Origin of the sequence: Streptomyces sp. NBC_01506, from assembly GCF_045040295.1 — a bacterium.
Lineage (GTDB): Bacteria > Actinomycetota > Actinomycetes > Streptomycetales > Streptomycetaceae > Streptomyces.
The window spans coordinates 6,500,415-6,517,775 of the sequence record NZ_CP109422.1; the positions used below are offsets into that span (position 1 = coordinate 6,500,415).

At 70.8% G+C, this 17,361-nt stretch carries 12 protein-coding genes; all 12 read right to left on the reverse strand.

Features of this window, described 5'->3' with window-relative positions; genetic code table 11:
* Positions 1-93: 93 nt before the first annotated feature.
* On the reverse strand, positions 94-1,437 hold the full coding sequence (locus OG329_RS28995; RefSeq protein WP_405799351.1) for a vWA domain-containing protein: 1,344 nt from the start codon (positions 1,435-1,437) through the stop codon (positions 94-96).
* 185 nt (positions 1,438-1,622) lie between these two features.
* A complete protein-coding gene (locus OG329_RS29000) occupies positions 1,623-3,104 on the reverse strand; it encodes a PP2C family serine/threonine-protein phosphatase (RefSeq protein ID WP_405799352.1) in 1,482 nt (493 codons plus the stop codon).
* Between the two features lie 3 nt (positions 3,105-3,107).
* Entirely contained in the window at positions 3,108-5,945 is a 2,838-nt protein-coding gene (locus tag OG329_RS29005; RefSeq protein WP_405799353.1) for a tetratricopeptide repeat protein, read from the reverse strand.
* Between the two features lie 76 nt (positions 5,946-6,021).
* The gene (locus tag OG329_RS29010) at positions 6,022-7,350 is read right to left on the reverse strand and encodes a hypothetical protein (RefSeq protein WP_405799354.1); all 1,329 of its coding nucleotides are present in this window, start codon (positions 7,348-7,350) and stop codon (positions 6,022-6,024) included.
* A gap of 106 nt (positions 7,351-7,456) precedes the next feature.
* The gene (locus OG329_RS29015) at positions 7,457-8,548 is read right to left on the reverse strand and encodes a glutamate ABC transporter substrate-binding protein (protein ID WP_405799355.1); all 1,092 of its coding nucleotides are present in this window, start codon (positions 8,546-8,548) and stop codon (positions 7,457-7,459) included.
* Positions 8,549-8,559: 11 nt separating this feature from the next.
* Positions 8,560-9,972, reverse strand: a complete 1,413-nt coding sequence (locus OG329_RS29020; RefSeq protein WP_405799356.1) for a hypothetical protein — start codon at positions 9,970-9,972, stop codon at positions 8,560-8,562.
* Positions 9,973-10,297: 325 nt separating this feature from the next.
* Positions 10,298-11,320 carry an N-acetylglucosamine kinase gene (locus tag OG329_RS29025; RefSeq protein WP_405799357.1) on the reverse strand — a complete coding sequence of 341 codons (1,023 nt, stop codon included), beginning with the start codon at positions 11,318-11,320 and terminating at the stop codon, positions 10,298-10,300.
* Positions 11,317-12,591 carry a 6-phospho-beta-glucosidase gene (locus OG329_RS29030; protein ID WP_405799358.1) on the reverse strand — a complete coding sequence of 425 codons (1,275 nt, stop codon included), beginning with the start codon at positions 12,589-12,591 and terminating at the stop codon, positions 11,317-11,319. Before OG329_RS29030 ends, OG329_RS29025 begins: the two co-directional genes overlap by 4 nt.
* Before the next feature lie 7 nt (positions 12,592-12,598).
* Positions 12,599-13,507 carry a carbohydrate ABC transporter permease gene (locus OG329_RS29035; protein ID WP_405799359.1) on the reverse strand — a complete coding sequence of 303 codons (909 nt, stop codon included), beginning with the start codon at positions 13,505-13,507 and terminating at the stop codon, positions 12,599-12,601.
* A 2-nt stretch (positions 13,508-13,509) separates the two neighbouring features.
* Positions 13,510-14,451, reverse strand: coding sequence for a carbohydrate ABC transporter permease (locus tag OG329_RS29040; protein ID WP_405799360.1), 942 nt, complete (start codon positions 14,449-14,451; stop codon positions 13,510-13,512).
* An 18-nt stretch (positions 14,452-14,469) separates the two neighbouring features.
* A complete protein-coding gene (locus OG329_RS29045; RefSeq protein ID WP_405799361.1) occupies positions 14,470-15,804 on the reverse strand; it encodes an ABC transporter substrate-binding protein in 1,335 nt (444 codons plus the stop codon).
* 157 nt (positions 15,805-15,961) lie between these two features.
* Entirely contained in the window at positions 15,962-17,128 is a 1,167-nt protein-coding gene (locus OG329_RS29050; RefSeq protein ID WP_405802082.1) for an ROK family protein, read from the reverse strand.
* Positions 17,129-17,361 lie beyond the last annotated feature (233 nt).

The following is a 17,361-nucleotide window of genomic DNA, read 5'->3' on the forward strand; positions in this document are numbered from 1 at the left end:
CCGGCCCGCAGGCCGCTGTTGATCTCTAGAAGCTGCTGATCGCTCTGTGTCGCTGCTTGTCGCTGCTCGTGTCGTTGCTCGTGTCGCTGCTCGCTACTTCTTGACGCGAACTGTTTTGGTCGAGCGAGTTTCCAGTGTCATCTCGTCCGCGTCCGCGACCTTCGCTTTCAGTCGCACAGTACCCGTCGCCGCGTCGACCACGTCCACCACCTTCGAAAGCAGTTTCGCCGTATCCGCGTTCCCCGAGTCCGACGCGAGCTGTACCGCGCGGCCCAGTTTGGCGGTCGCGCCGTCGAAGTCCCCCGACTTACGGGCCTCCAGGCCCTGTTGGATCACCTGGGCCAGTTCGGCCTGGCCCGTGTAGTGCGCGACCTGCGGATTGATGGACGTCGACGCCACCATGTCGTCCGTCCACACCGCCCGTACCAGCCCTTGAGACAGCACCTGCGACGTGCCGTCGGCGGCGGGGAGGATCAGCGAGACCCTGGCCGCCAGCATCTCCTGGCCGACGCCCGCCTCCGGGACCTGGACACAGACGTGGTAGTCACGGGACTCGTCGCCCCAGGAGCCGGTCGGATAGTCCCCGGCACGGGGATTGGCGTCCGTACGCCGCTCGGTCAGCTCCTCGACCGTCGGCGCCACCTGCTTGACGAACTTGATCTCCACCCCGACCGGCGTCCAGAGCCGCAGGGCGACGTCCGCGACCTCCTTGCCCATCGCGTTCTCCATCATCTCGGTGAAGTCGGCGGCCAGGCCCGAGGGATCGGCGACGATGTCCGCCGTGCCGAGCATCGCCGAGGCGATGCCTGTGACTTCTTTCACCACCCAGTCCGTGCCGACACCACGGGCGTCGCAGGTGAAGCGGCCCGCGACGGCGTCGAGCGAGGCGCGCAGGTCTTCGGGGGTCTCGTGCTCGTTACGGCCGTCGGTGAGCAGGATGCCGTGCCTGATCGACACGTCGGCCGAGGCCAGCAGCCGGTCCGTGAGCCGCAGCCAGGTGCCGATGGCCGTACCGCCGCCGGCGCTCAGTTTGCGCAGGGCGTTCCTGGCCTCCGCGCGGGTGCTCGCGTCCGCGACCGCGAGCCGGCCGCCGCCGGGGTAGACCTCCTTGGCCACATGCGTGCCGGCCACCACGGCGAACGCGACGCCGTCGCGCAGCGTGTCGATGGCGGCCGACGTGGCATCGCGCGCGTTGCGCATCTTCGTCGGCGGGTAGTCCATCGACCCCGAGCAGTCGACCATGATCACCACGGCCGCGTTCGGGCCCTGGCCCGGCGCCGGGGGCGCCTCCGCGAGCGGCACCCCGCCGGTCGTACCACCCCCGGTGGACGTGACCGTCACGATCGCGTTCACCTCGCGCCCGCCCTCCGGCAGGAACTCGTTCTGGTACACCTCGACGGAGAACTGCGGCACGGTCGACTTGGAGAAGTTCGCCATCTGTATCGGCTCCTTGACGCTCCACTGGCAAAAAATCTAAGACGTGAGAGGGACGACGGCGGGCGGCGGGCGGGACAACGGGCCGATGTGCTCCCGGGGTTGGACCGGGCGCCGGCCCGTGTACCGGCCCGGACCGCCGCTCCGGGTGGTGGTCCGGTGGTCCGGTGGTCCGGGCAGTGGGGTGCTCAGGCCGGGCTCAGATGCTGTCCGCCGGATCCTGCCCCCTGGTGCGGTACGGCGAACGGCAGCAGGGCCACTGTTACGTTGTCGTGGCCCCCACCGTCGAGCGCGTGGCCGACCAGTACCCGGGCGCTGTGCAGGGGCCGTCCGGCGGCGTCGGGCGGCAGGACCCGGGCCATCTCCTGGGGGCTCTCCGCGTAGTTCCACAGGCCGTCCGTGCACACCACCACGACACCGGGGCGGTCCGGTTTGAAGGACGCCGTGTGCGGCTCGAGTTCATAGGCGTCGGCGCCGAGCCAGCCGGTGATGGCGTGGGCGCGTTCGTCCGCGTACGCCTCCGCCTCGTTCATCAGGCCCGCGGCGACCATCTGGGCGGCCCAGGAGTCGTCCTCGGTGAGCCGCGCGGGCGGGCCGGTGCGGTCGTCGGGCACCCAGTAGGCGCGGCTGTCGCCGACCCAGCCGATGACCAGCAGCCCGCTCGCCACGACCGCGCCGACGATCGTGCACGCCGGCGCGTTCTGCGCGCGGTGCGCGGCCTCGTGCTCGCCGGCCCGACCCGGCCGGGTGGCAAGGAGGTTGACGGCCTCGGCGGCGGCCACGATCGCCTCGTGCATCGCCTGCTGCGGGTGTGTGCCGCGCGGCAGCGCCGCCAGCAGCACCTCGTTGGCGGTGGCCGAGGCCGCCGCCGACGCCTCGTCGGGACGGGTCGCCGACGACACACCGTCGCAGACGATCGCGATGACGGCGGGCGAGCCGTCCGGCAGGGCGGCCGAGGACACGGCGAACGCGTCCTCGTTGCGGTGATGGCGCAGTCCGCGGTCGCTGACCGCCGCCACGGAGTCCAACTCCTGTTCCAGATGGTCGCGTTCGCGCGGCTGGGCGTGGCCGCAGTTCTCGCAGTAGCCGTCGGTGTCGACATGGCCGGCGCGGCAGGCCACGCAGAGCTTCGTACCGGCCGGGACGGCGGGCGGCACCGTACGCGGGTCGGCCGGCTCCGCAGGGTCCGCCGGCTCCGCCGAGGGGTGATCGGTGACATGAGGCACCGAGGGCCGGGCCGCGCCGGCCGCCGCCGGTGCGGCGGGCGCGGGCAGCTCGAAGTCACCAGTGGATGCGGTGGCGGTGGCGGGCGCGGGCCGGTGCCCGGCCGCCGTGTGCCCGGACAGCGGCACCCCGGTCGAGTCGAGGCCGGGCAGCTCGCCGGGCAGATGCACCGGGGCGGGCGTGTCGGTGCTGTCCCGCTCGGCGGCGGTGGGCCAGTCGACGGCGCCCGAGGGCGCGGCACGGCCGGTCGCCGCGGGAGCGGCCGAAGGAGCCCCCGCGGCGGCGTCGAGCGCCGCCTGGGCGCCGTTGATGAACAGCGTGGGGTGGTCGTCCGGGGGCGGGGGCACGGCCGACAGGTCGTACCCGCACGCACCACAGAACAGATCGCCCGAATCCAGTGGCTCCTCGCAACTGGGGCAGGCGGAGAGCTGGTGCATCTGCGACATCAATCACACCCACGTCCGGGGGCGGAAACGGTTGGCCCGCTCCACCAGGTCGATCCTCTCCTCGCCACGCTGAGCGAGCCGGGCTAGCACCCGGTACGAGCGTTCCAGTCCCAAGCGCAGACCGCGCTCGTCCAGTTCACTGCCGAGCAGCGTGGTCCGTCCGGGCGGATTCCCTGGACCACCGGAGAGTACCCAGTCCAGAGCCGTGCCCAGAACCTCTGTGGACAACTGCTCGCGCCGCATCGCGTCCAGACCGAACTGTTGCAGCCGCGAAACCTGGTCCGCCGCCGCCCGCAGATCGTCGATCAGCGGGGTGTCCGCCGTGCCTCCCGGCGGGCCGAGGGGCGACAGCGCGCGCAGGTCACGGCGGCGCAGCCGCGACCGTACGGCCGCGATCCTGGCCGCCGTGTAGTGGATCGACGCCTCGGGGACGGACTCCAGGGTCCGTACGGCTCCGGTCCGGTCACCCGCCGCGTTCTGCACACGGGCGAGACCGAACGCGGCGCTGACGTAGCTCGGGTCCGTCATCCATACGAGGCGGTAGTACTCCGCCGCGTTGTCGAGCTGGCCGAGCACTTCGGCGCAGACTCCGAGCGCCAGCTTGGGCGCCGCCTCGCCGGGGAAGGCGTCGTAGATCGCGTCGAAGGAGAGCGCGGCGATCTCGTGCTCACCGCTCACGAGCGAGGCGAGGCCCCGGTACCAGACGACCCGCCAGTCGTCGGCGTGGCGCGCTTCCAGATCGGTCAACGCCTCGGAGGCCGTGACCAGTTCACCCATCTCCAGCCGGGCGCGCAGCTCGCGCAGCCGCCGCTCCAGGGAATCGGCGGGCGCCGCCGCGAGCGCGGAGATCAGCTCGGTGGGGGCGGACGCCATCAGACCGGCCAGGAAGCCGGCGTTGGGGTCGCTCGCGTCGACCCGGGGCACCGGCAGCGCCAGCGCGGTGGCGCGGGCGTCGATGCGCGCGAGCGGGGCGCCGGTCTCCAGGGACTCGCCGACGGGGGAGACGAGAGAGACGGGAGGGACGGGGGAGACAGCGGAGACCTGAGCGGCAGGGGAGGCGGGTGACGCGGGCACGCCGCCGCCCGGCGCCGTACGAGGTGCCGGGACACCGCCCTGACCGGCGCTCCCGGGCGGGAGTTGGGAGGGTGCGAAGGGGGCCGGGGGCGGCGGCATCGCCGGCCGGCCGGGCAACGGGACGGGCGCGCCCGCGCCGTTGGCGGTGCCGTTCACAGCACCACCCTTCACAGCACCCTTCGCGGCACCGTTCGCGCTCCGCGCGGCCTTGTCGCGGCGGCCGAACAGCCCCGCGCGCTCCGGCTCCGGGCGCAGCCCCAGCTTCGACACGTCGTGCGAGACGTCGGCGAACAGCCGCGTGTCCGTGACGCGCGGTTCCGTACCGAACAGCGTCGACAGCGCCGGGCGCGGACGCCCCGTCTGCAACGCCACGACCTCCCGCAGCACGCCGGTCAGTTGCTCGGCCATCTCCTGCGCCGAGGCGAACCGCCGCGCCGGATCGGGGTCCGTCGCGCGCACCAGCAGCCGGTAGAACGACTCGTACGTCCGGAACACGTCGATGTTGTCCGGATCCGGCAGCGAGTCCACGAACACGTTCGTGTAGCCCTGGAAGTCGAACGTCAGCACCGCGAGCGTGCGCGCCACCGTGTACAGGTCGGAGGCCACGGACGGGCCCACCTCGGCGACCTCCGGTGCCTGGTAGCCGACGGTGCCGTAGATCGCCGACTCGTCGTCGTCCATCCTGCGGACCGCGCCCATGTCGATGAGCTTGAGCTGGTCCTCGGACTGGATGGCGTTGTCGACCTTGAAGTCGCAGTACAGCAGATTGCGGCTGTGCAGATGTCCCAGGGCCTCCAGCGCCTCGATGCCGTACGCGCACGCCTGCTCGACGGGCAGCGGGTCGCGCTTGCCGTCCGCGCCGCGCCGTTCGTTGGCGATCTCCTTGAGCGCCTTGCCGCCCACGTACTCCATGACGATGTAGCCGTCCATGGAGCCGGTCCGCTGGTCGAGATGTTCCACGAAGTTGTAGATGCGGACTATGTTCGAATGCTCGATCTCCGCGAGGAAGCGCCGCTCGGAGATCGCCGCCTCCATGGCGTCCTGGTCGCCCGTGTCGAGCAGACCCTTGAGGACGACCCACCGGTCGGAGACCGCGCGGTCGACGGCGAGATAGATCCAGCCCAGACCGCCGTGCGCCAGACAGCCCGCGACCTCGTACTGCCCGTGGACGATGTCGCCCTCGCGCAGCTTGGGCATGAACGAGTACGGATGGCCGCACTTGGTGCAGAACCCCTCCGTACGCCCCGGCCGCTCACCGCGCGAACGGCCCACCGGCGCACCGCAGTCCGAACGCGAGCAGTACCGCTTGCGCTCCGGGACCTCGGCGCTCGCCATCACCGCAGAGCGCGGATCGGGCTTCGGCACGTCCGGTACGGAGACGAGGCCCGCGCCCAGCCGGTTGCGCCCCGACGCGCCGGTGGCGGTGCCGGAGCTGCGGACCGAGACGGACCGGCTGGAGAACCGGCCGGACAGTGCGCGCGACAGCCGCCCCGAGACCGAACGCCTCGATGTCGACGAGCGCGAGGAGGAGCGCGAGGACGCGCGTGAGGAACCGCCGCGCGTCGAACCGCTGCCCCGGGCACTGCCCTTGCCGCTCGCCTTGCTGTCCCTGCCGCCGCCGGTGATCCCGGTCGGCGGGGAGGACAGCATGCCGGTCGGTGAGACGACCGGCGCCAGACCGCAGGTGTCGCAGTACAGCTCACCGCCGCCCATGTCCTCGTAACTGCCCTCGCAGCCGGGGCGCTGGCATCTCCTCGTCCCGCTCATCGTTCCCCCCGATCGCTCACGCCGTTCGTTCCGCTCGTTCCGCTCGTGCCGTTCGTACCGCGCGCTCTGTCCGTCCTCACACGTTCCCCCCGCGGTCGGTGGGGCCGGACTGCCGCTGGGCGAGTGCCTCGGCCGCCGCCTGCTGGTAGCGCAGCACCGCCTGCTCGGCGACGCGCAGATCGCAGGGCGCGCTCCACAGCATCCGGCGGGCCGCGTCGTAGCGCTCGGTCAGCATCATGTCCTCGGCGAGCCCGTGTCTGGCGACCTTCGCCTTGTACGCGTCGAGCCTGCCGCGCAGCTCGGCCCGGACCGCGAGGGGCGCCGTGACGGCCGTCAACGACTCACGCGCCCGGTGCAGTTCGTCCTCGGCCTCGCGCTCCAGGGACTCCAGCAGCGGGGACAGCCGGTGCCACTGCGCGTGTCTGCGGTACTCGGCGGCCGTCGAAAGACGCTCCTGGAGCGCCGTCGATGGACCGCTCACCGCGGGCACCTCCGACGCGGCGATCTTCGCCAGCACCTCGCCGCGGGCCGACCGGGCCTCGGTGAGCGTACGGTCGGCGCGCGACAGCACGTCCCGCAGCCGCAACAGCCGCGCCTCCGAGTCCTGACGCACCGTCAGGACCGCGTCGATCTCCCGGCGTACGTCCTCCAGCGCGCGGGCCGCCCGGTCGTAGCGCTCGGTGTCGGGCCGGCCGCCGCCGGGCGCCGAACTGCCGTGCACCGGCTGCCAGAAGGCCAGCGGATCGGAGATCACCTGGGCGCGCAGCGTGGACAGCTCGTCAGTGATCGCCTCCAGCTCGTCACCGGCCGGGTGCTCACCGGGCCGTACCCCGGCGGAGTGCGCCAGCGAACGGGTGCGGTTCAGCTCGGCGGCGAGCAGGTCTATCCGGGCGGGCAGCGCCGACCAGACGGAGTCCGACGCCACGACCATGTCCAGCGACCGCGCGTACAGCTCGTTCATCCGCGCGACCAGCTCGGCGAGCGTGAACTGCTCGGAGAGCTTCGCCGGTCCCGCGAAGGACGGGGCGGCCGTGGCGGAGCCCGCGACGGTGACGCTGCGGCCCCGCAGCCTCTCCGTCAGGTCCACCAGATCCTGCTGGTTGAGCCGGCGCAGCTTGGCGCGGGCCTCGCGGGCACCGCGCAGGGCGGCGGCGTACGCGTCGAAGTAGCTCCACAGCAGAGTGATCGTCTGCTCGGTGCCGGCCCAGCGCTCCTTCGTGACTCCGGTGAGGCCGGCTCCTTCCAGCAGCCGCCGGCCCGCGTGGTCCTGGAGGGCGAGCAGGGACGTCTCGATCGCCTCGTGCTCCGCGCCGAGGCGCGCGAGGGCACGATCCGCCTCGTCCCGGTCCATGGCCGGACCGGCCGACTTCCCCGTCGAGCCGGGGAAGGAGCCCGCGTCGCCCATCGATCACCTCTCCGCTCTGCCCTGACCGCTTCCGGCGCCGTTCCTGGCGCCGGTGCGCGATCTTCGTTCCTGGCTGTCGAATCCCTCGGTTCTCGCTACCCCGCCCTCAGTCCTTGTACTTCGCCTCCGGAGGCGCCTTTATGCCGGGCAGTCCGGCCTCCAGCCACTTCTCGTACGACGTCATCCAGGGGCTGTCGGCACCGCCCGCGCGATACTCCTCCAGCACGTGGTTGACCCGGCGCACCAGGTCGTCGTTGCCGAGCTTGGCCGCGATGCCGTAGTACTCCTTGGTGAACGGCTCGCCCACCAGCTCGACCGCCGGGTCCTGGGCGGCCTGGCCGGCCGCGAGCGCGTTGTCCGTGACGATCGCGTCGACCTCGCCCATCTGGAGCCTTACCAGGCAGTCCAGTTGGTTCGGCACCGTCAGGATGTCCTCGTCCTGCGGTGTTCCGTCGTGCTTGTCCTTGAAGACCGCACCGAACGAGTTCTTCACCAGCTCGTCGTACGCCGTCGTGCTGTCGGCGGAGCAGACGCGCTTGCCGGACAGCGACTTGTCGTACCCCGTGATGTCCGAGCCCTCCTTGGGCGCGAGCACCTGCTGGCCGGCCTCGAAGTAGGCGGTGGAGAAGGCGACCTGCTCGCTGCGCGCGCAGTTGATCGTCATCGTCCGCACGACCAGGTCGACCCCGCTGTCCGTGGTGGTGTTCAGGGCGTCGACCCGCTGGTTGGTGGGAATGGCGCGGAAGACGATGTCGTCGGGGGAGCCGAGGATGTTCTCGGCGATGGCCCGCGCGAGGTCGATGTCGAAGCCCTGCATCGTTTTGCCGACGCGATAGCCCCAGCGGAAGCTGCTCTGGTCGATGCCGACGATCAGATGACCGCGATCCTTGATCTTGTCGATGGTCGGCCCCTCGTCGAGCTGGGGCGAGGGCCGCAGACTGCGCTCCGGCTCGACGCAGTCCTCGGCTTCGGCCTCGGCGGCGGCGGGCGCGGCCTCGGCGGCGACCTTCTGCGGCTGCGGGCCGTCGTCGGCCCGGTCGGCACGGGACGGTGGCAGCAGGGTGAGTGTCGCGGTCAGCGCGACGACGGCGGCGACCGTGACTCCCGTACGGCGGCCGGCCGGGCGGCCACCGGTCCCCGGTGAACCGAACGGCTCGTGCGAGCCGTGCGTGTCGTTCGTCTCCGTGGCGGCTTTCATTCCTCCCCCTGTCACCGGTACTCCGAAAGCCTGCGGTTGATCCCCACAATGGCGCAGACCGCCCCCAGCAGGCCCAGCACGAGAGCCCCGATCGCCAGGCCGAACAGCGCGCCGCGGCCGGACTTCGCGGAGTCGGTGAACTCCCGCTGCTCGTGGTCGATCGCCTTCACCAGCTCGTCGTCCACGACGTCGAACGACTCGCCCGTCGACGCCTTCTCGCCGATGACCATCTCCACGGCGGCGTCGTAATTACCGGCCTTGTCGGTCTTGTTCGCCGACGTGTGCCGCTTCTGCCACTCGGCGGTCGCCTCCAGGGCCTTCACGACCGGCCGGCTCCCCGCGTCGTCGTCGGCGAGCTTCTGGGCCTTCGCCAGCGCCGCGCCGAGACTCTTCATGTCGCTCTGGTGGTCCACCTCGTACTGATCCTTCTGCGGCTCGTCGCCCTTCTTCTCGGTGAGGACGGCGCCGCGCGCGACCAGGGTCAGATTCTCGCTCGCGCGGGCCTTCAACGAGCTGATCCGGGCGTCGTTGAGGACCTTCAACGACGCCTGCCCGGTCTCGTTCGCGTTGTTCAGCTCGACGCGCGCCACCGTGTGGCCCACCGCCAGCCACAGCAGCACCACGGTGGCGGCGGCCGTCGCCGCCAGCAGACCGTGGTTGAAGACCCTGTTCGTCCGCCGGTAGTTGCGGCGCTGCGCCCAGAGAAGGACACCCAGGGCGACGACACCGGCGGCGAGGCCCAGGAACGGCCACACCCGTGCGTCCTTGTGGTCCTGGTCGAGCCGGGCCGTCTCCGACGCGTACAGCTTCTCGGCCGCCGGCAGGATCTCCTTCGTCATCAGTTGGTTGGCGTAGCGCAGATAGGCGCCGCCCAGCGGCAGTCCCTGCCGGTTGCTGGCCCGCGCCCGCTCGATCAGGCCGGTGTAGCGCGGCAGTTTCTCGTTGATCGTGGCGATCTGGCGGCCGGAGTCGCTGGATCCGCTCGTGCTCGTCGCGGCGTCGATCAGCAGCTCGGAAGCCGTCGTGATGTCGTCCCGATACGTCGTCTGGACCGACTCCGGCTCCTGCGCGCCCGCCAGGAAGCCGCTCGACGCGGCCGTGTCGGCGGAGGCCAGCGAGCCGTAGATCTTCGCCGCGACCGCGCTCAGCGGCTGGCTGCGCTCCACGACGTCGTCGGCGGTGGAGTACCGGTCGGAGACCTGGAAAGCCGTCACCGCCCCGAACACCACGACCAGCAGGGCCAGGACCGCCCCGATGATCTGGAGCCGTCCGGGCTCCGTCGTCGCCGCGGCGCGCAGGCGCTCCCTGCCCTCGGCCCACGCGCCACGCGGCGCGGGTGGCGGCGCGGGCGGTGGAGCGGACGGCGCGGGCGCGTGCGTCGGCGCCGGAACGGGCGCTGGGCGCACATTCGGCGGGTATGACACTTGACCTCCCCCTCGGTCACTGACGACGGCGTCGCGCCCCTCGGCGGACTTCAGGGACGACTCCAAGCCAGCAGTATGGCCGCCGGGACCGGCATCCACACACACCTTGACTGGATCTTGTGCGGACGGAGCCTGCCGATGGAGCACGATCCCCCCACCACGCTCCCCCCATTGAATACGCCGCGGACCCGTGATCGGTTCCCACTCGGGAGGGTCCGATCACGGGCCCCGCAGCCGTACGCGCCGGGCGTACGCCGGGAGTTGGGCACCGGAGTTGGGCGCCGGCGCCCGGCGCCCACGCCCGGCGCCCACGCCGGCGCCCGCGTCAGGCGTCGGGCTTCGGGGCGTCGTAGTGCGCCCGCAGCCTGGCGTGCGCCTGCGCGCCCGCGCCGGTGTGGTCCAGCCCCAGCAGCCCGGCGCCCAGCACCGGCGGCGCCACCACCACCCCCACCACGGCCTTCGGCGCGCGCGCCGCCAGCAACTCCCGGATCCCGTCGTCCAGTCGCGGATGCCGGGCCGCCAGCACGCTGCCGCCGAGCAGTACCGGCACCTCCTCGTCCAGCAGCCCCAGCTTCTCCAGCGCCACCCCCGCCAGCGCCACGACCTCGGTGGCGAGCCGGTCGACCACCGACCGGGCCACCGCGTCGCCGTCCGCGCTGGTCGCGAAGAGGACCGGCGTCAACTCGTGCCTGCGCGCGAACGGGATGTGCCCCAGATGCAGCGCCTCGATCAGCGCGTACACCGAGCCGAGGCCGAAGTGCCCCGGCACCGTACGCATCAGCTCCGTGGGCTCGCCCCGCCCGTCCTCGGCGCGTGCCGCGAACCACAGCGCCTCCTCCGCGAGGCCGGAACCGCCGCCCCAGTCGCCGGAGATCCGCCCGATGGCGGGGAAGCGCGCCGTACGGCCGTCGGGGAGCATGCCCACGCAGTTGATGCCCGCGCCGCACACGACGGCGACTCCGCGCGGTTCGGCGCCGCCGGGCAGCCCGGCGCGCAGTATCGCGAAGGTGTCGTTGCGCACCTCCGTGGTGCGGCCCCAGCCCCGCCGTTGTACCGCCGCCGCCAACTCCCGCTCCTCCACCGGGAGATCGGCGTTGGCCAGACACGCCGAGACATGGTCGGCGATGCCCTCCGTACGAAGGCCCGCGTCGGCCGCCGCGGCCGCGACGATCTCGGCGAGCCCGTCGATCGCCGGTTCCACGCCCACGACGGGCGGCTGGAAGCCGCCGCCGCGCGCCGCGCCGAGCACCTGCCCGTCCGCGGCGATCACGGCCACATCGGTCTTGCTGTTCCCGGCGTCGACGGCCAGGACGCTTCCGCGTCCCGCCGCCGGCTCGGTCCGGCTCATGCCCACGCGAGGTGCTCCCGGTTGTGCGCGATCAGACGGTCGGTCAGGCCCTCGGCGTACTCGTACTGACCGATCAACGGGTTGGCCAGCAGCGCCTTGTAGACGCGGTCGCGGCCCCCGTGCAGCGCGGCCCGGAGCGCCAGGTCCTCGTACGCGGTGACGTTGGCGATCAGCCCCGCGTACAGCGGGTCGACCTCCGGCACGGCCAGCGGCGTCGCGCCCGAGGCGTCGACCCTGGCCTGCACCTCGATCACCGCGTCGTCGGCGAGGAACGGCAGCGTGCCGTTGTTGTACGTGTTGACGACCTGGACGGGGCTGCCGCCGCTGTTCGCGTCACCCAGCAGCGAGGCGGCGAGATCGACCGCGGCCTCGCTGTAGAAGGCGCCGCCGCGCTTGGCCAGCAGCTCGGGCTTCTCGTCCAGCGCCGGGTCCCCGTACATGGCGAGCAACTGTGCTTCCATCTGGGCCACTTCGGCGGCCCGCGACGGCTTGGTGCCCAGCTCCCGGACGACCTCGTCGTGCGCGTAGAAATAGCGCAGGTAGTAGGAGGGCACCACCCCGAGGGTGTCGAGCACCCCGCGCGGCAGCCGCAGATCGGCCGCGATCGCGTCGCCGTGCTCGGCGATCAGCTTCGGCAGCACGTCCTCGCCGTCGGGGCCGCCGAGCCGTACGCTGCGCTCCCAGGTCAGATGGTTCAGCCCGATGTGCTCCAGGTGAACCTGTGAGGGCGCGACGTCCAGCAGTTTCGCGAACTTCCTTTGGAAGCCGATCGCGACGTTGCACAGCCCGATCGCCTTGTGCCCGGCCTGGAGCAGGGCGCGTGTCACGATCCCCACCGGGTTGGTGAAGTCGATGATCCACGCGTCCGGGTTGGCGCGCCGTACCCGCTCGGCGATGTCCAGCACGACCGGGACCGTACGCAGCGCCTTGGCCAGACCGCCCGCGCCCGTCGTCTCCTGGCCGACACAGCCGCACTCCAGCGGCCACGTCTCGTCCTGCTGCCGCGCGGCCTGTCCGCCGACGCGCAGTTGGAGCAGGACGGCGTCGGCGCCGGCCACGCCCGCGTCCAGATCGGACGTCGTGACGATCTTTCCGGGGTGCCCCTGCTTGGCGAAGATCCGCCGCGCGAGACCGCCCACCAGATCGAGCCGGTCGGCCGCCGGGTCGACCAGCACCAGCTCACTGATCGGGAGGGTGTCCCGCAGCCGGGCGAAGCCGTCGATCAACTCAGGGGTATAGGTGGACCCGCCACCCACTACTGCGAGCTTCATATGTCTGCTAGCCCTTCACTCCGGTCAGTGTGACGCCCTCGACGAAAGCCTTCTGTGCGAAGAAGAAGACGAGGATCACGGGGGCCATGACCAGTACGGTCGCGGCCATGGTCAGATTCCAGTCGGTGTGGTGCGCGCCCTTGAAGGATTCCAGGCCGTAACTGAGCGTCCAGGCGGCCGGGTTCTCCGACGCGTAGATCTGTGGACCGAAGTAGTCGTTCCACGCGTAGAAGAACTGGAACAGCGCCACGGCGGCGATGCCCGGCTTCGCCATCGGCAGGACGACCCTGATCAGGGTACGGAACTCGCCGCAGCCGTCGACGCGGGCCGCGTCCAGATACTCGTTGGGGATCGTCAGCAGGAACTGCCTCAGTAGGAAGATGGAGAACGCGTCGCCGAACGCCATCGGGATGATCAGCGGCCAGAGCGTGCCCGACAGATCGAACTGCTTCGCCCAGAAGAGATACATCGGGATGATGATCACCTGGGGCGGCAGCATCATCATCGAGATGACGAGCATCAGCGACAACTGCCGCCCGCGGAAGCGGAACTTGGCCAGCGCGTACGCCACGGGGATCGAGGAGGCCACCGAAAGCAGGGTCCCCAGACCCGCGTACAGCAGGGTGTTCTTCCACCAGGTCAGAAAGCCCGGTGTGTCGAAGACCTTGGTGTAGTTGCCCCACTCCCAACTGTTCGGGGTGAGGTCGCGGGTGAGCGCCTGCTGGTCGCTCATCACCGAGGTCAGGAAGAGGAAGACGAACGGCAGCACGAAGAACAGCGCCGCCGCGACACCGAGCGCGTGCACGCCGATCCAGTGCAGCACGGCCTTGCGGCGCGCGGTACGGGCCGCCGGCGTGAGGGCCCCGTCCGAGTGCTTCAGCGGCCGGTCGGGCGCGTCCAGGAGTTGCTGGGACATGGTCAGTCACCCGTTCCGATCAGTCCGCCGCGACGCCGCATCAACAGCGCGGTGAAGACCATGGCCAGGGCGAACAGGACGAGCGCGACGACGCAGGCGGCGCCGTAGTCGAAGCGCTGGAAGCCGAGGTTGTAGACGAGCTGCGGCAGGGTCAGCGTCGACTTGTCCGGGTAGCCGGGCTCGAACGCCTGGCCCGAGCCGCCGATCACACCGGAGGCGACCTTGCCCGCGACCAGTGGCTGTGTGTAGTACTGCATCGCCTGGATCACACCGGTGACCACGGCGAACAGCACGATCGGCGAGATGTTCGGCAGCGTCACGAAGCGGAAGCGCTGCCAGGACGACGCGCCGTCCAGCTCGGCCGCCTCGTACTGCTCCTTCGGTACGTCGAGCAGCGCGGCCATGAAGATGACCATCAGGTCACCGATGCCCCAGACGGCCAGCGCCGTGAGCGCCGGCTTGGACCAGGAGGCGTCGTTGAACCAGCCCGGTGTGGGCAGTCCGAGGTCGCCGAGGATCGTGTTGACCGGCCCCGTACCGGGGTTGAGGAGGAACACGAAGGCCAGCGTGGCCGCGACCGGCGGTGCCAGATACGGCAGATAGAACAGGGTCCGGAAGACCCCGGTACCCGTCTTGATCTTGGTGATCAGCATGCCGACGCCGAGACCGAACAGGACCCGGCAGGCGACCATCACCAGGACCAGCCACAGGGTGTTGCGCAGCGACGGCCAGAACATCGGGTAGTCGCTGAAGACATAGCTCCAGTTCCCGACCCCGTTCCAGACGGGGGAGTTGAAACCGTCGTACTTCATGAAGGAGAAGTACACGGTCGACGCGAGCGGATACGCGAAGAAGACCGTGAACCCGATCAACCAGGGCGACATGAACGCCACCGTCCGAAGCGCGCTTCTGCGGCGCTTCGAACGGAGCGTGTTGCTGGACATCGTCGATTACCCTGCCCGCTACTTGGCCTGCTCGATGTCGCGGTCGATCTGCTGCGCGGTCTTCTCCAGGCCCTCCTGGAGATCCTTCACGGAGCCCTTCTCGTACTGGTAGCCGAAGTCCTGGAGCGTCTGCTGGTACGTCGCGCCGTTGATCGCGCCGTCGGGGGTGCTGGACTGCGGGTGCTGGGCGATGTCGAGGAACGTCTTGAAGCGGGGGTCGAACTTCAGGTCGGGCGACTTGAGCGCGGCGAGCGTGGAGGGCACGTTGCGGATTCCGTTGGCGAACTGCACGACCGCGTCGGTGTCGGTGGTCATGTACTTCACCAGCTCCCACGCGGCGTTCTGCTTCTTGCTCTGCGGCGCGATGCCCATGATCGTGCCGGACAGGAAGCCCTTGCCGTAGCTGTCGGCCTCGTCGTCGGCGACGGGCATCGGCGCCACGCCTATCTCGAAGTCGGCGCCCGCCTCCTCGGCCATGCCGAGCCGCCACTCGCCGTCGAGCTGCATGGCGACCTGACCGGTGTGGAAGGGGTGCTTGGCGCCCCACTCGTCACCGAAGGTGCTGCGGAACTTGTCCAGCTTCTGGAAGCCGCCCAGGTCCTCGACCAGCTTCTTCTGGTACGTGAACATCTCGGCGAACGCCGGGTCCTTGGCGATGTTGGACTTGCCGTCCTTGTCGAAGTACGTGTGGTCCCAGCTCGACATGTAGTGGTCCACGACCGTCTCGTAGCCGTGGTACGTCGGCATCATGCCGACCCGCTCGTAGCTGTCGCCCTTGGGCTTCGTGAGCTTCTTCGCGACGGTGGCCAGCTCGGACATCGTCTTCGGCGGGGCCGTGATGCCCGCCTCCTTGAAGGCGTCCTTGTTGTAGTAGAGCCCGTAGGCGTCGCTCAGCAGCGGCAGCGCGCAGCGGTCGCCCTCGAACTCGGTGTACTGGAGCAGCACCTTCGGGAACGTCTTCGCCAGATCGATCTTGTCCTTCTTTATGAAGGGCTCGAGATCGGCGAAGGCGCCGGACGAGCAGAACTTGCCGACGTTGGAGGTGGTGAAGGACGACACGACGTCAGGGCCCTTCGAACCGCCCGCGCGAAGCGCCTGGTTGAGTTTGTCGTCGTTGATGTTGCCGACGACGTCGACCTTGATGTTGGGGTGGGCGTCCTCGAAGCGGCCGATGTTGTCCTTGATCGCCTTCACCTCGGAGGGCGCGCTCCAGCCGTGCCAGAAGGTGATCGTGGTCTTGGCGTTCGGGTCGTCCGTCGCGGAGTTGCCGGACTCACCGGTACACGCGGCGGTGAGGACGGACAGTGCGGCGACCGCGACGGCGGAAGCGGTCAGACGGCGGTTTCTGGGCATGACGGAACTCCCGGTGTCGGTCGGGTCCTGAAAGGGATGTGGTGGGGTCTTGAGGGGGCTGGAAGGGGCCGGTCCGGCAGGTCGGCGGATCGGGCAGGTCGGCGGATCGGGCGGTTCGGCGGATCGGGCGGTTCGGCGGTTCGGGCGGTTCGGCGGATCAGCGCGAGGTGTCGAAGACCTCGTCGCGGGTGGTCGCCAGCGCGCTCTCCAGCGCGCCGCGCGACACGGGATGCTCCTGCACCTCTCCGATGAGCAGCCGGGGTCTGGAGGCGGCCAGTTCGGCGAGTTCCGCCTGGACCAGCGCGCGCAGCGGTTCTCCGCCGGCGGCGGTCACCCCGCCCGCGAGGACGATGAGTTCGGGGTCGAGCACCGCGGTCACGGAGGCGAGACCGGTGGCGAGCCGCTGCGCGAACAGCCGCAGCAGCTCGGCCAGTCGGGGATCGGCCGGGTGTTCCGCGGCGGCCTTCTTGAGGAGGGCGGCGGCGACGTCCGCGTACGGCTGCTCCGGCGTCTCGATGCCGAGGCTACGGGCGAGACGCGGCACGGACTGGGCGCCCGCCAGTTCCTGGAAGCCGCCGCTGTTGGCCTTGACCACCTGGCGTACGAGGGGAGTGCCCGGCACCGGCAGGAAGCCGACCTCGCCGGCACCGCCGGTGAAGCCGCGGTGCAGCTTGCCGCCGATGACGAGGGAGGCGCCGAGACCTTCCTGGTTCCACAGCAGGACGAAGTCGTCGTGGCCGCGCGCCGCCCCCAGCCGCTGTTCGGCGACGGCGACGAGGTTCACGTCGTTCTCGTACTCGACGGGCATCGGCAGTGCGGCGGCCAGCTCGTCGAGCAGCGCGGGGGAGTGCCAGCCCGGCAGGTGCGAGGCGTACCGCAGCCGCCCGGTGGACGGGTCGAAGGCGCCCGGCGTACCGATGACGACGCGGTGAATGTCGCCGCGCGCCAGCCCGGCGGCCTTCACGGCCCCGTCCAGCGCGTCGGTCACCTGGGTCACGACGCTGTCCGCCGACCGGCGACCGGGCGTGGGCAGTTCGAACCGGCCCACGGTGGCGCCGGTGATGTCCGCGACGGCGGCGAGGATGCGCTGCGGGGTCACGTCGAGCCCGGCGGCGTGGGCGGCGCCCGCGTTCACCGCGTACAACTGGGCGTTGGGCCCCGGACGCCCCTCGGTGGTACCGGTGGCGACGACCAGACCGGCCGCCTCCAGCCGGGCGAGCAACTGCGAGGCCGTCGGTTTGGACAGGCCGGTCAGCTTGCCGATCCGGGTACGGGACAGGGTGCCGTGCGCCAGCAGCAGGTCCAGCGCGGCACGGTCGTTCATCGCGCGTAGGACGCGTGGTGTGCCCGGGGACGGCGTGGACGGATCGCTCACGACGTGTGCACCTGCCCTTCGGCGACTGCTCTCCCGGTGTCGCGCTGCGACGACACTGTTAGGAAAGTTTCCTATTCGGTGGGAGGAAAGTAGGCCGCACGTCAGGGAGCAGTCAATACCCGTTCAACGAGAGCACCCCCGAGGCAACCAAAGCGTTACCTGCGGGGGTGCGTGTACGAGGT

What these genes read in the sequence shown, in the direction of transcription:
- OG329_RS29035 (WP_405799359.1), bottom strand. Translation starts at nt 13,507, where the DNA reads ATGTCCCAGCAACTCCTGGACGCGCCCGACCGGCCGCTGAAGCACTCG.
- OG329_RS29030 (WP_405799358.1), bottom strand. Translation starts at nt 12,591, where the DNA reads ATGAAGCTCGCAGTAGTGGGTGGCGGGTCCACCTATACCCCTGAGTTG.
- OG329_RS29040 (WP_405799360.1), bottom strand. Translation starts at nt 14,451, where the DNA reads ATGTCCAGCAACACGCTCCGTTCGAAGCGCCGCAGAAGCGCGCTTCGG.
- OG329_RS29010 (WP_405799354.1), bottom strand. Translation starts at nt 7,350, where the DNA reads ATGGGCGACGCGGGCTCCTTCCCCGGCTCGACGGGGAAGTCGGCCGGT.
- OG329_RS29000 (WP_405799352.1), bottom strand. Translation starts at nt 3,104, where the DNA reads ATGTCGCAGATGCACCAGCTCTCCGCCTGCCCCAGTTGCGAGGAGCCA.
- OG329_RS29045 (WP_405799361.1), bottom strand. Translation starts at nt 15,804, where the DNA reads ATGCCCAGAAACCGCCGTCTGACCGCTTCCGCCGTCGCGGTCGCCGCA.
- OG329_RS29005 (WP_405799353.1), bottom strand. Translation starts at nt 5,945, where the DNA reads ATGAGCGGGACGAGGAGATGCCAGCGCCCCGGCTGCGAGGGCAGTTAC.
- OG329_RS29025 (WP_405799357.1), bottom strand. Translation starts at nt 11,320, where the DNA reads ATGAGCCGGACCGAGCCGGCGGCGGGACGCGGAAGCGTCCTGGCCGTC.
- OG329_RS29050 (WP_405802082.1), bottom strand. Translation starts at nt 17,128, where the DNA reads ATGAACGACCGTGCCGCGCTGGACCTGCTGCTGGCGCACGGCACCCTG.
- OG329_RS28995 (WP_405799351.1), bottom strand. Translation starts at nt 1,437, where the DNA reads ATGGCGAACTTCTCCAAGTCGACCGTGCCGCAGTTCTCCGTCGAGGTG.
- OG329_RS29015 (WP_405799355.1), bottom strand. Translation starts at nt 8,548, where the DNA reads ATGAAAGCCGCCACGGAGACGAACGACACGCACGGCTCGCACGAGCCG.